This is a genomic window from Streptomyces sp. NPDC006235 (assembly GCF_040613735.1).
Taxonomy (GTDB): Bacteria; Actinomycetota; Actinomycetes; order Streptomycetales; family Streptomycetaceae; genus Streptomyces.
In genome coordinates, this window is the sequence record NZ_JBEXSR010000003.1 from 126412 (window position 1) to 139740 (window position 13329).

The window sequence follows — 13329 nt, forward strand, 5'->3', positions numbered from 1 at the left end:
GGAGGAACGCCCATGAGCACGCCACCCCTCGCCTCAGGCCCCGAAGGCCCGCGCGCCCTGCGGCCGTTGCTCGACACCGTGCTCCAAGCCCTGGACGAGGGCGCCCGGGCGCGCGGCGGACCGCTGCCCGCGGGCGGGCCGGAGGCGGTCGCGGCACGGATGCGGGAGGCGGTGGGGGAGGTGCTCCCCGACCACGGCGACCCACACGCCCCGCGCACCCTGGTCCACGCGTTCGCCGAAGGCGCCGCCGACCCGGCCCACCCCCTGTGCGCCGCCCACCTCCACTGCCCGCCCCTGGCCATCGCCACAGCAGCCGACCTCGCCGCCTCCGCCCTCAACCCCTCCCTCGACTCCTGGGACCAGGCCCCGGCGGCATCGGAACTGGAACTGCTGGTGGCGGGCGCGCTGGCCAGGGAGATCTACGGGCCCGGGCCCGACCCGGGCACGGCCCCCGACTCCCTGATCACCACCGGCGGCACCGAGTCCAACCAACTCGCCCTCCTCCTCGCACGGGAGGCCTACGGCGGACCCGTGCGGCTCGTGTGCGGGACGAACGCCCACCACTCACTGGCCCGAGCCGCCTGGCTGCTCGGACTGCCCGACCCCGTCGTCCTGCCCGCCCCGGCCGGCACGCTCCACCCCGCCGCACTCGACGAGGCCCTCTCCCGCCTACCCGACCCCCTGCTCGTCGCCGCCACCGCCGGCACCACCGACGCCGGACTCATCGACCCCCTGCCCGAGATCGCCGCCCGCTGCGCCGCCCACGGCGCCCGGCTGCACATCGACGCCGCCTACGGCGGAGGCCTCCTCTTCAGCGACCGCCACCGCCCCCGGCTCGCCGGACTCGACACCGCCGACACCGTCACCCTCGACCTGCACAAACTCGGCTGGCAGCCGGTCGCCGCCGGCCTCCTGGCCGTCAAGGACCCCCGCGACCTCACCGCCCTGCGGCACCGCGCCGACTACCTCAACGCCGCCGACGACACCGAAGCCGGCCTGCCGGACCTGCTCGGCCGGTCCCTGCGCACCACCCGCCGCCCCGACGTCCTCAAACTCGCCGTCACCCTCAAGACCCTCGGCCGCAGCGGCCTCGCCGCGCTCGTCGACCAGGTCTGCGCCCGGGCCCGCGAGTTCGCCGCGCTCGTCGACGAACACCCCGGCTTGGAACTCCACGCCCGGCCCGTCATCAGCACCGTCCTGTTCCGGCCCGCCGGCGCCACCGACGACACCGTGGCCGCCGTACGCCGCGCGCTCCTCACCGACGGCCGCGCCGTCCTCGGCCGGGCCCGCCTCGACGGCCGGCTCTGGCTCAAGGCCACCCTCCTCAACCCCGCCACCGGGCCCGCCGACCTGACCGCACTGCTGCACCTCGTGGCAGCACGGCAAGCGACACTCGTGGAAGGACACACCCCCCGATGAACCCCGTGCCGAGTCCCCAGCCGCACGACGAGCCGAACCCCACCCCGGCCACCCCGCACCCGCACCACGACCCCGACGCCCCCCGCGACCTGGTCGGCATCGGCATCGGCCCGTTCAACCTGTCCCTCGCCGCGCTCGCCCACCCGCTCGGCGAACTCGACACCGCCTTCTACGAACAGCGCCCCGCCTTCGGCTGGCACTCCGGGCTGCTCATCGAGGGCGCGACCATCCAGGTGCCGTTCCTCGCCGACCTGGTGAGCCTCGCCGACCCCACCAGCCAATGGACCTTCCTCAACTACCTCAGGTCCCGCGAGCGGCTGTTCCCCTTCTACTTCGCCGAGCGCTTCCACATCCAGCGCGCCGAATACGACGCCTACTGCCGCTGGGTCTGCGACAACCTCCCGGGCCTGCACTTCGGCCACCAGGTCGACGCCGTCCGCTGGAACCCCGAACGCGACCTCTTCGAAGTCGACTTCACCCAGCTCGACACCGACGCAGAAGCCGAGGCCCTCGGCCGCACCTACACGCGGAACGTCGTCCTCGGCATCGGCACCGAACCCTACGTCCCCGACCCCCTCAAACCCCTCGTCGAGGCCCCCGGCGTGCCCGTCGTGCACGCCGCCGACTACCTCGACCACCGCGCCGCCCTCCTCGCCGCCGAACACGTCACGGTCGTCGGCATCGGACAGACCGGCGCCGAGATCTTCCTCGACCTGCTGCGGCGCAGGCCCGCCGGACGCGAGAGACTCCACTGGCTGGGCCGCACCGAGGCCTTCGCCCCCATGGAGTACTCCAAGCTCGGCCTGGAGCACTTCACCCCCGACCACACCCGCTACTTCCACGCCCTGCCCGAACCCGCCCGCGACCGGCTCGTCGCCGGGCAGTGGCAGCTGCACCAGGGCATCGACGCCGCCACCATCGCCGCCATCCACGACGAGCTGTACCGCCGCAGCCTGCACGGCGGCTGGCCCGACGCCGTCCTCACCCCCGGCGTCCGCGTCCGCACCGCCGGCCGCGTCGCCACGACCAAAGTGGAACTGCACCTGGAGCACGCCCGGCAGGACAGCCGCTCCCGCCTCACCACCGACGCCGTCGTCCTCGCCACCGGCTACCGCGAACGTCCCCTCGACCGCGTCCTCGCCGGCCTCGACCCCTACATGCGCCGCGACAGCCGGGAACGCCCGCGCATCGACGAGGACTACCGCCTCGTCCTCGACCCGTCCGTCACCGGCACGGTGTACGTCCAGAACGCCGAGACCCACACACACGGCGTCGGCACCCCGGACCTCGGCCTCGCCGCCTGGCGCAGCGCGATCATCCTCAACTCCCTGACGGGCAGGGAGGCCTACGCGCTCCCGCGCCGCACCGCCTTCACCACCTTCGGCCTCACACAGCGGCAGCAGGTCCCGCCACCCCGAGAGGCACCGGCACTGACGCCGCTCGTCGACGACCGAAGGTGACGAAGCATCCGGCTCAGAAGACGGGCGTGCCGTTCCGCGTCAGCTTCCAGTCCACCGCCGCGAAGGCGGCCGGATCGATGGCCCCCTTCGCCTTCACCCAGGCGATCATGGTGTTGCGGATCTCCTCCGAGTTCGACCACAGCACCGGGGCCGCGGCCACATGCGGGAAGTTGCCGCCGCCGTTGGCCCGGTAGTTGTTCACCGCGAACACGAACCTCGCGTCGTCCGCGAGCGGCTGCCCCTCGAACCGCACGTCCGTCACCCGCGAACCGGCCGGCTTCGCGATGTCGATCTCGTACGAAAGCCCGCTCACCACGTCGTAGTTGTAGTCCGGCGTGCCGTTCGCGTTCGTCAGCTTCGCCGGATCCACCGGGGCGTCCGGCGCCGTCTGCACGAAGTAGTTCGCCGAGAACTCCAAGTACGCCTTCATCTGCGCACCTGTCATCAGACGCGCCTCCAGCGTGTTCTCGAAGACATACAGACCCGCCACGTCCCGGATCGTCACCTCGCCCGCCGGGATCCGGGCGGACCGCGAGAAACACGCCGCCTGCGACAGCACCGGCAGCGCGGCGTGCTCCGTGCCCGCCAGCGCCTGCTTCACCGTGTCCGCCTGGATGTGGTTGATCAGATCGATGATCGGCACGTCCTTGTACGGCGCCTGGGCCGACGTCATCTCCGCCGCGTTCGTGCCGATGACCTGGTTGACGTACGCCACGACCTTCTCGTGCTCGTCCGCCAGCAGCCGCACGATCTTCGGGTCCTCCTCCACCGTGTTGGAGTTCAGCACCCGCGCGCCCACCTTCTCGACCGTCCAGCGGCCCTTGGCCCACACCAGCTCGAAGTCGAAGAGCGTCAGCCGCTGACCCCACTTCAGCGGCTCCGACAGCACGACCTTCTTGCCGGTCTCCTTGTTGGTGACGAAGTACTCGGGGATCTCCGTGTGCGCGTGCCCGACCAGGATCGCGTCGATGCCCGGCACCTGCTCGGCCACCAGCCCGGCCGCGTTCTCGATGTACGGCAGCTGATCACCGTAGGACGACGTCCCCGACGAACCGCTGTGCGCCGACACGATGACGACGTCCGCGCCCATCGACCGCAGCTTCGGCACCCACTTCGCCGCCTGCTCCTCCAGACCCGGGAACGTCATCTTCCCCTGGACGTTCGCCTTGTCCCAGATCGCGATCCCCGGGTTGGTCAGACCCAGCACCGCCACCTTCACGTCCCGCCCGCACGGCGTGCGCAGCCGGTGCATGCTGTACGGCGCGAAGGCCGGCCGCAGCGTCTTCGCGTCCAGCGCGTTCGCGCCCAGCAGCGGGAAACGGCACTGCTGCTCGAACTTCCGCAGCACCGGGATGCCGTAGTTGAACTCGTGGTTGCCCAGCGCCGCCGCGTCGTAGCCCATGGCGTTCATCGCCTGCGCCATCGGGTGCACCGGGCCGCCCTCGGCCGTGATCGGGTCGACCTTCGCGTAGTAATACGACAACTGCGTGCCCTGGATCGTGTCGCCCGCGTCGACCAGCAGCGTGTTGCGGCGGCCCTTCTCCTCACGGATCCGGTTGACGAGGGTGGAGACCTTCGCGAGACCGACGTCGTTGTGGTCCTTGTCGTCGAACTCCTTGTCCGTGAAGTAGTCCCAGTTGAAGACGTTGCCGTGCAGATCCGTCGTCCCCAGCACGGTGAACGCGTACCGCTTGGTGCCGCGCTTGGCCTCGGCCGCCTGCGCACCCGGCGCCCCGACCGCACCGGCCAGCGCCACCCCCGCCCCGGTCACGGCGGACTTCTCCAGGAACTTCCGGCGGTTCAGCGGCATGTCTGGCTCCTTGCGGAATCTGTGAACGACGCGCGTAGATAACGCGCGTAGATTCTGACCCGGACATGACCGAGCGCAACAGTCCCCCCAGGTTGCGATCTGATGACTCGTCCCACCGGCTCCACACCTCTTGGCCAGGCAAGACATGACAGAGTGGGGCGTATGACCGCGCCCACGTCAGACCCCTCCCAGCCCGCCGTCCCCTACGGCACACCCGACGCCCCCCGCATCGCCGTCCGCGGCGAAGCCCGCCTCGAAGTCGACCCCGAGATCGCCCGCATAGGCATCACCGTCGCCGCCCGCGGCCGCGACCGCCGCTCCGCCCTCGACGACCTCACCCGCCGCAACGCCGGCGTCCTCGACCTCGTCAAGTCCTACGGCGACGCCGTCGAACGCCTGGAGACCGGCGCCTTCTCCATCACCCCCGAACTCACCAAACACGGCCGCGGTGAACGCGTCCGCACCTACCACGGCACCGTCCACGTCACCGCCGAACTCACCGACTTCACCGCCCTCGGCGAACTCACCACCCGCCTCGCCGACCTCGAACTCACCCGCGTCGACGGACCCTGGTGGGCCCTGCGCCCCGACTCGCCCGCCCACCGCGAAGCCCGCAAAAAGGCCGTACGCGAAGCCGTCCAGCGCGCCCGCGAATACGCCGAGGCACTCGGCACCACCCTCGCCGCCCTGGTCGAACTCGCCGACATCGGCGCCGAGAACGCACCCCCGGCCTACCCCCAGGCCCCCGGCCGCGCACGCTCCGCCGCCTACGGCGCCGCCGCCGAGAACGCCCCGGCCGCCCCCCTCGACCTCGAACCCCAGCGCCAGCGCGTCCACGCCCAGATCAACGCCCGCTTCACCATGGTGCCGCCGCAGCTCTAGCCGGCCCCTTTTCCGAAAACCCGACCGAATTCCCCCCGGGGTGCTCATCGGAGCACCCCGCCGCACAATTCAACACTTGTCAATAACGTTTCATGCAAAGTCCGTTGAGCGGACACCCACGACCAATTCTCTACCGGTCGGTAACTCATAGGCTCGGACCATGCGCCGAGCAAAAATCGTCTGCACACTAGGACCCGCCACCGACTCGTACGACCAGATCAAAGCCCTGGTCGACGCCGGAATGGACGTAGCACGCCTCAACCTCAGCCACGGCGGACACGCCGAACACGAGGAGCGCTACCACCGGGTACGAAAAGCCGCCGACGAGACCGGCCGCAGCGTCGGAGTCCTCGCCGACCTTCAAGGCCCGAAAATCCGCCTCGGCCGCTTCACCGAAGGCCCCGTACTCCTCGAACGCGGCGACACCTTCACCATCACCGTCGAAGAAGGCGTCGAAGGCGACCGCACCACTTGCGGCACCACCTACGCCGGCCTCGCCACCGACGTCACCACCGGCGAACGCATCCTCGTCGACGACGGCAAAGTCTGCCTCGAAGTCACCGGGACCGACGGCCCCCGCGTCCACACCACGGTCGTCGAGGGCGGCATCATCTCCGACCACAAAGGCCTCAATCTCCCCGGCGTCGCCGTCTCCGTCCCCGCCCTCTCCAAAAAAGACGAAGACGACCTCCGCTGGGCCCTGCGCACCGGCGCCGACGTCATCGCCCTCTCCTTCGTCCGCACCGGCCGCGACATCCAGGACGTCCACCGCATCATGGACGAAGAAGGCCGCCGCATCCCCGTCATCGCCAAAATCGAAAAACCCCAGGCCGTAGAGAACATCGACGACATCGTCGCCGCATTCGACGGCATCATGGTCGCCCGCGGAGACCTCGGCGTCGAAATGCCACTGGAACAAGTCCCCATCGTCCAAAAGCGCGCCATCAAACTGGCCAAACGCAACGCCAAACCGGTCATCGTCGCCACACAGATGCTCGACTCCATGATCGACAACGCCCGGCCGACCCGAGCCGAAGCCTCCGACGTCGCCAACGCGGTCATCGACGGCACGGACGCCGTCATGCTCTCCGGCGAAACCAGCGTCGGCAGGCACCCGATCGAAACGGTCAGGACGATGGCCCGCATCGTCGAAGCGGCCGAGGAAGACATCCTCGCCAAGGGCCTCCCGCCCCTCACCGAACGCAACAAACCCCGCACTCAGGGCGGCGCGGTAGCCCGAGCGGCCGCGGAAATGGGCGACTTCCTCGGCGCCCGCTTCCTGGTCGCCTTCACCCAGTCCGGCGACACGGCCCGCCGCCTCTCCCGCTACCGCTCCCCGATCCCCCTCCTCGCCTTCACCCCCGACCAGGCCACCCGCTCCCAGCTCAGCCTCACCTGGGGCGTCGAGACCTTCCTCGGCCCGGAGGTCGGATCGACCGACGCGATGGTCCACCAGGTCGACGAACTGCTGCTCCGCTACGGCCGCTGCCGGAAGGGCGACACGGTCGTCATCACGGCGGGCTCGCCCCCCGGCGTCTCCGGCTCGACGAACATGGTCCGAGTCCACCACATCGCCGAGGACGACAGCCCGAAGTAGGGCGCCGTCAGTATTTGGGGCCTACGTGGGCGTCCATGAGGGTTACGGAGGCTTTGCGGGCGACGGAGATGTTGAACGGGTTGCCGTTGCGGGTGCAGTGCGTCCACTCGACGCCGAGCTTGTCCAGGGTGTCGGTGTACAGCCGCCGGATGTCGTCGGAGACGTTGGTGAAGAAGTACCGGAGGTATTCGTAGCGCTTCCGCTCGCCGGCGACCATGCGGGTCGTCCAGTTCGTGATCCGGCAGCCGTCGGAGTGGATGAGGCCACGGATGAATTCCCAGGGGTGGGCGTCGACGATGGCTTGCTGCCAGGGTTCCAGGGCGATGCGGCGTTCGTGTTTCTTGCCGGGGCCGTGCTGGGGGAAGAGGCAGTGCAGGTGCTTCGAGTAGACCTTCACGTTGCGGCAGCCGGTCTTGCGGACACGGCAGACGGAGTTCTCGGGGAAGACCGCACGCATGGCCCGTTCGCAGTCGTCCATGAGGCCCGGCCATGATTCCGTGCAGGTGATCATGAGGTTGGGCACGCGGTGCTCGGAGTAGTGGCTGATATGACCGTCACCGAGATACAGGCCGAGCAGATAGGCGTAGGCGGCCTCGTCGAGTTCCCGTCCGTTGCATCGCGGGCACTTCGGGTCGTGCCGACCGGGGCACTCGCCGCGTGTGGCCCGGTCCAGGTGCTTCCAGTAGCCGACCGTGCCCAGCGGCACGTTCAGGCTGCGGGCCACGTCCGCGTTCTTTGCGCCGCCGCGCAGTAGCGTGAGAGCCCTCTGTCGCACTTCAGTGCCATGGAAGTTCATGCGACTACTCTGCGTCACTGATCGTGACCATGGGCAGCAAAAAGCGGAGAACCACGCGAACGTGGTCCTCCGCTTCTGACCTCGGTGTGCCCGGTGTGGGATTCGAACCCACATGCCCAATGGGCACGGCATTTTGAGTGCCGCGAGTCTGACCAGTTCCTCCAACCGGGCAAGTCAGGGGACCGGTCAGCAGTGTACCGGTTCACTGTGCGGCCTCGCTGCTAGGTACGCTCTTGGGAGCAGTACCGGCCTGCCCCTACCAAGGAGCCCACGTGAGCGCCCCCGAGTCGCCCCAGCCTGTTGACGTGCCTGAAGACGACAAGTCGCACGTGCCTCCGATGACGACGCGGGTCGTCATCGCCGAGGACGAGGCCCTGATCCGGCTCGATCTCAAAGAGATGCTGGAGGAGGAGGGCTACACCGTCGTCGGTGAGGCCGGGGACGGGGAGCAGGCCGTGGAGCTGGCCCGTGAGCACCGGCCCGATCTGGTGATCCTGGATGTGAAGATGCCGAAGTTGGACGGTATCTCCGCGGCCGAGAAGATCGCCGAGGAGAGCATCGCGCCGGTGTTGATGCTGACGGCGTTCTCGCAGCGCGATCTGGTGGAGCGGGCTCGGGACGCCGGTGCGATGGCGTATCTCGTGAAGCCGTTCAGCAAGACGGATGTCGTGCCGGCGATCGAGATGGCCGTCTCGCGGTTCACGGAGCTGAAGGAGCTGGAGAAGGAGGTCGCGGACCTCACGCTGCGGCTGGAGACGCGGAAGCTCGTGGACCGGGCGAAGTCGATCCTCCAGACGGAGTACGGGCTGAGTGAGCCTGCCGCGTTCCGGTGGATCCAGAAGACGTCGATGGACCGGCGGATGTCGATGCAGCAGGTCGCGGAGGCGGTCATCCAGGACGCCGAGGAGAAGAAGGCCAACAAGGGCTGAGACGGCAGAGCGAGAGGCCCGCCCCCCTGTGACAGGGGAGCGGGTCTCTTCGTGTTCGGGCCGGGCCTCAGTCCTCGCCGAGGTATGCCTTGCGTACCGACTCGTCGTGCAGCAGGTCCTGCCCCGTCCCGGAGAGGACGACGTTGCCGACCTCCATGACGTGGCCCTGGTCGGCGAGGGAGAGCGCCGCCTGGGCGTTCTGTTCGACGAGCAGGATGGTCGTGCCCTGGGACTTCAGCTCGGAGATCGTCGCCATGATCTTCTGCATCATGATCGGGGAGAGGCCCATGGAGGGCTCGTCGAGCATGAGGAGCTTGGGCCGGGACATGAGGGCGCGGCCCATGGCGAGCATCTGCTGTTCGCCACCCGACAAGGTCCCCGCCGCCTGCTTGCGGCGTTCGCCCAGGATGGGGAAGAGGTCGTAGGCGCGCTGGATGTCCTTTTCGATGCCGTCCTTGTCCTTGCGGAGGAAGGCGCCGAGCTGGAGGTTCTCCGCGATGGTGAGGCGGGGGAAGATGTGCCGGCCTTCGGGGGAGTGGGCGAGGCCGAGGGCGACGATCTTGTGGGCGGGGACCCCGTGGAGGGGCTTGCCGTCGAAGAGGATCTTTCCGGATGTCGGCTTGAGCAGGCCGGACAGCGTGCGCAGCGTGGTCGTCTTGCCGGCGCCGTTGGTGCCGATGAGGGTGACGACCTGGCCGGCGTCGACGCTGAAGGAGATGCCTTTGACGGCTTCGATCTTGCCGTAGGAGACCCGGAGGTCTTCGACCTCGAGGAGTGCGGTCACTTGGCTTCTCCCTTGGTGCTGCTGGTGGTGCTGGGCGCGTCGGCGGCTTCGGCTGCGGCTTCGGCTGCTTCGACCTCCGCGGCTTCGGCCTCTCCGGGGTCGCCTTCGAAGGGTTCGCCGAGGTAGGCGGCGATGACGCGTTCGTCGGCCTGGACGACGTCGGAGGTGCCTTCGACGAGCTTCTCGCCCTGGACGAGGACGGCGACGCGGTCGGAGAGGTTGAAGACGAAGCGCATGTCGTGCTCGATGAGGAGGACGGCGATGCCCTTGTCGCGGATGGCGAAGACGAGTTCCTCGGTGGCCCGTGTCTCCTGGGGGTTCATGCCGGCGGTGGGCTCGTCGAGGAGCAGCAGGCCGGGCTCGGAGGCCATGGCGCGTGCGATCTCGAGCTTGCGCTGCTCGCCGTAGGGGAGGTTGCGGGCGAGGTGGTCGCGTTTGTGGGCGAGGCCGATGAACTCGAGGAGTTCCATGGCGCGTGCTTCGCTTTCGCGTTCGGCTTTCTTGAAGCCGGGGCCGCGCAGGAGGGCGGACCAGAGGCCTTCCTTGGTCCGGGTGTGGCGGCCGACGAGGACGTTTTCCAGGACCGTCATGTTGGCGAACAGGCGGATGTTCTGGAAGGTCCGGGCGATGCCGGCCTGGGTGACCAGGTGGGGCTTGGGCGGGAGCACGGTGCCCTTGTAGGAGACGGTGCCCTCGGTGGGGACGTAGAGGCCGGTCAGGCAGTTGAAGAAGGTGGTCTTGCCGGCGCCGTTGGGGCCGATGAGGCCGACGATCTCGCCGGCGTTGACCGTGAAGTCGACGGAGCGGACGGCGGTGAGGCCGCCGAAGCGCATCGTGACGTCGCGGGCTTCGAGTACTGGTGTCGTCATGGTGGTTACGCCCCCGCCTTGGTGACGGCCGGTTCGTCGGTCAGCGTGGTCTGTTTGGGTACGTCGAGTTGGCCGGTCTCGTGGAATTCGAGCTGGCGCCGGCGGTTGGCGATGATGCCTTCGGGGCGGAAGCGCATCAGCAGGATGAGCGCGATGCCGAAGGCCAGGAGCGACTTGTCCTGGAGGAACACCAGCTTCTCGGGGAGCAGGTAGAGCAGGGCGGCGCCGAGGAGCGGGCCCGCGACCGTGCCCATGCCGCCGAGGACGACCGCGGCCAGGAGGAACGCGGAGTTGGGCGGGGTGGAGCCGGCGAACTGGTACGGCGTGGGGACCACGCTGTAGGTGACGTGGGCGCTGACGGTGCCGGCGAGGCCGGCGAGGGCGGCGCCGAGGGCGAAGGCGACGAGCTTGACGCGAAAGCCGTTGATGCCCATGGCGGTGGCGGCGGTCTCGTCCTCGCGGATGGCGATCCAGGAGCGGCCGATGCGGGAGTCGGCGGCGCGGGTGTAGACGAGGACGACGATGGCCATGATGAGGACCATCAGCAGGTAGTAGTTGGCGAACCGGCCGAGGGTGAATCCGCCGATGTCGTGGGCCTGGCCGAAGTTGAAGCCGAGGAGGTTCAGGTCGGGGATGTTGGCGATGCCGTTGGGGCCGTTGGTGACGTCGGGTCCGGAGTCGCCGTCCATGTTGTTGACGGCGATGCGGAAGATCTCTCCGAAGCCGAGGGTGACGATGGCGAGGTAGTCGCCGCGCAGTCGCAGGGTCGGGGCGCCGATGAGGACGCCGAAGACGAGGGAGGCGGCGGCGCCTGCCAGGGCGGAGGCCCAGAAGGGCAGGTGGACGCCGGAGATGGTGGAGAACTCGGAGCCGGAGACGAGGGCGGCGGTGTAGGCGCCGACGCCGAGGAAGGCGACGTATCCGAGGTCGAGGAGTCCGGCGAGGCCGACGACGATGTTGAGGCCGAGGGCGACGGTCCCGAAGATCAGGATGTTGACGCCGATGTTGGCGTAGTGGTCGTCGGTCTGGGTGAAGGGGAAGGCGATGGCCGCGGCGAAGCCCATGGCGAGGGTGAAGCTGCGGTTGCCGGCGATGAGTTGGGAGAAGCGGTCGAGCAGGCCGGCGGTGTGCAGTGCCCACATGGCGAAGGTGACGACGAAGAGGTAGCCGACGAAGAGTTCGCCGTACTCGGTGTCGATGCCGTAGGTGAAGACGCCGAGGCCGATGATGGTGACGGCGGTGATCACGGCCCGCTGGACCCAGCCGTTGCCGAGGTGGGCGGCGGGGATGCGGTCGGGTTTGGCGATGTAGGCCTTGAGGGCTGCCTTGGTGCCGTCGGTGCTTTTCTCCTGGGGGAGGGCGAAGGCGCCGAGGAGGGGCAGGAGGGAGGCGATGGCCGCGATCCAGCCGCCGGGTTCGAGGTTGACGACACCGCCGAGTTCGGCGCTGATGGCGATGACCGTGAACCAGGTGACGGCGAAGCCGCCGAGGGCGGTGAGGACGAGGGGTGCGTTGTTGCGGGCGGGCAGCAGCCAGCCGAGGCCGCGGACGCCGTAGGAGGCGAGCGCGAACAGTGCGGTGAGGACTCCGGCGGTGAAGGTGAGCCACTGAAGGCCGCCGGGGTAGCCGTTGATGGTGAGGTCGCCGGGGAACTCGTCGGTCCAGGTCCAGGCGAGGAACGCGGAGGCGGCGGTGGCGATGCCGCCGGCGAGCAGCAGGGCGCGGGCGGCCGCGGCGGGCAGGGGTATGAGACCGCGCAGGGCGGGCGTCGGGGTGGGGACGGCGTCCGGGGCTGGGGTCTTCTTGGTCGTGTCGGTCATGTGATCACGCCCTGTCCGCGACGCGCTCGCCGAGCAGGCCCTGGGGCCGGAACAGGAGCACGAGGATGAGGAGGCAGAAGGCCCACACGTTGGCCCAGCTCTGGCCGCCGAGCTGCGACATGCCGGGGATCTCGTCGATGTAGGCGGAGGCGAGGGTTTCGGCGATGCCGAGGACGACGCCGCCGAGCATGGCGCCGTAGATGTTGCCGATGCCGCCGAGGACGGCCGCGGTGAACGCCTTGAGGCCCATGAGGAAGCCCATGCGGTAGTCGACGTTGCCGTACTTGAGTCCGTAGGCGACGGCCGCGACGGCGGCGAAGAAGCCGCCGATGGCGAAGGCGATGACGATGATGCGGTTGGTGTCGATGCCCATCAGCTGTGCGGTGTCGGGGTCCTGCGCGGTGGCCTGCATGGCGCGGCCGGTGCGGCTGCGGCGCACGAAGAAGGCGAGGGCGGCCATGCAGATGACGGCGGCGAGGATGAGGAAGATGTCGGCGTCCTTGATGGTGATGGAGCCGATGTCGTGGGTGGCGTCGAGGCCGGGGAAGGCGCGGGCGCGGTCGGCGCCGGGGTAGAAGTTGCGCACGACCTCCTGGAGCGCCAGGGAGAGGCCGATGGCCGTGATGAGCGGTGCCAGTCGTGGTGCTCCGCGCAGTGGCCGGTAGGCGAACCGTTCCGCTCCGACGGCGATGAGGATGGCCACGAGGGCGCCGCCGATGAGCATCAGGGGTACGGCGAGGGCCATCGAGGTGCCGTCGGGGAGGATGTAGAAGTAGACCGTGAGTGCGCCGAACGCGCCGGTCATGAAGATCTCGCCGTGCGCGAAGTTGATGAGCTGGACGATGCCGTACACCATCGTGTAACCGATGGCTATCAGCCCGTACATCGAGCCGAGAAGCAGCCCGTTGGCCAGCTGCTGCGGCAGGGTGTTCACCGCATGGCCTCCATGTCGCTGGTGGTCGT

The 13329-nt window shown here is 69.1% G+C and carries 11 protein-coding genes and 1 tRNA gene; 5 read left to right on the top strand and 7 right to left on the bottom strand.

The features are described 5' to 3' along the window. The first annotated feature begins 12 nt into the window (after positions 1 to 12). On the top strand, positions 13 to 1419 hold the full coding sequence (locus ABZ192_RS04670) for an aminotransferase class V-fold PLP-dependent enzyme (protein ID WP_356923076.1): 1407 nt from the start codon (positions 13 to 15) through the stop codon (positions 1417 to 1419). Then, entirely contained in the window at positions 1416 to 2879 is a 1464-nt protein-coding gene (locus ABZ192_RS04675; protein WP_356923077.1) for a SidA/IucD/PvdA family monooxygenase, read from the top strand. The genes ABZ192_RS04670 and ABZ192_RS04675 overlap by 4 nt, the downstream gene beginning before the upstream one ends. A gap of 13 nt (positions 2880 to 2892) precedes the next feature. Here ABZ192_RS04675 and ABZ192_RS04680 read toward each other — a convergent pair whose 3' ends face one another. Then, complete coding sequence (locus ABZ192_RS04680; RefSeq protein ID WP_356923078.1) at positions 2893 to 4689, bottom strand: 5'-nucleotidase C-terminal domain-containing protein; 1797 nt, start codon at positions 4687 to 4689, stop codon at positions 2893 to 2895. A 162-nt stretch (positions 4690 to 4851) separates the two neighbouring features. On the opposite strand from ABZ192_RS04680, the gene ABZ192_RS04685 reads away from it, so the two are divergent. After that, positions 4852 to 5571 carry an SIMPL domain-containing protein gene (locus tag ABZ192_RS04685; protein ID WP_356923079.1) on the top strand — a complete coding sequence of 240 codons (720 nt, stop codon included), beginning with the start codon at positions 4852 to 4854 and terminating at the stop codon, positions 5569 to 5571. A gap of 160 nt (positions 5572 to 5731) precedes the next feature. Further along, the gene (gene pyk, locus ABZ192_RS04690; RefSeq protein WP_356923080.1) at positions 5732 to 7168 is read left to right on the top strand and encodes a pyruvate kinase; all 1437 of its coding nucleotides are present in this window, start codon (positions 5732 to 5734) and stop codon (positions 7166 to 7168) included. A 7-nt stretch (positions 7169 to 7175) separates the two neighbouring features. Here pyk and ABZ192_RS04695 read toward each other — a convergent pair whose 3' ends face one another. Next, positions 7176 to 7964 carry a helix-turn-helix domain-containing protein gene (locus ABZ192_RS04695; RefSeq protein ID WP_356923081.1) on the bottom strand — a complete coding sequence of 263 codons (789 nt, stop codon included), beginning with the start codon at positions 7962 to 7964 and terminating at the stop codon, positions 7176 to 7178. An 87-nt stretch (positions 7965 to 8051) separates the two neighbouring features. Beyond that, positions 8052 to 8135, bottom strand: a tRNA-Leu gene (locus tag ABZ192_RS04700). 101 nt (positions 8136 to 8236) lie between these two features. Between ABZ192_RS04700 and ABZ192_RS04705 the strand changes: the two genes are divergently transcribed. After that, complete coding sequence (locus tag ABZ192_RS04705; protein ID WP_356923082.1) at positions 8237 to 8893, top strand: response regulator; 657 nt, start codon at positions 8237 to 8239, stop codon at positions 8891 to 8893. A 67-nt stretch (positions 8894 to 8960) separates the two neighbouring features. Here the strand turns inward: ABZ192_RS04705 and ABZ192_RS04710 are convergent, their stop codons facing one another. From ABZ192_RS04710 to ABZ192_RS04725, 4 genes are read right to left on the bottom strand one after another with little or no spacing between them, the layout of a single operon-like run. Beyond that, positions 8961 to 9677: an ABC transporter ATP-binding protein gene (locus ABZ192_RS04710; protein WP_356923083.1), complete on the bottom strand. Its 717-nt coding sequence runs from the start codon at positions 9675 to 9677 to the stop codon at positions 8961 to 8963. Further along, positions 9674 to 10546 carry an ABC transporter ATP-binding protein gene (locus tag ABZ192_RS04715; protein ID WP_356923084.1) on the bottom strand — a complete coding sequence of 291 codons (873 nt, stop codon included), beginning with the start codon at positions 10544 to 10546 and terminating at the stop codon, positions 9674 to 9676. Before ABZ192_RS04715 ends, ABZ192_RS04710 begins: the two co-directional genes overlap by 4 nt. Positions 10547 to 10551: 5 nt before the next feature. Further along, a complete protein-coding gene (locus tag ABZ192_RS04720; RefSeq protein WP_356923085.1) occupies positions 10552 to 12366 on the bottom strand; it encodes a branched-chain amino acid ABC transporter permease in 1815 nt (604 codons plus the stop codon). Between the two features lie 4 nt (positions 12367 to 12370). Then, positions 12371 to 13300, bottom strand: a complete 930-nt coding sequence (locus tag ABZ192_RS04725; protein ID WP_356923086.1) for a branched-chain amino acid ABC transporter permease — start codon at positions 13298 to 13300, stop codon at positions 12371 to 12373. Positions 13301 to 13329: the final 29 nt, after the last annotated feature.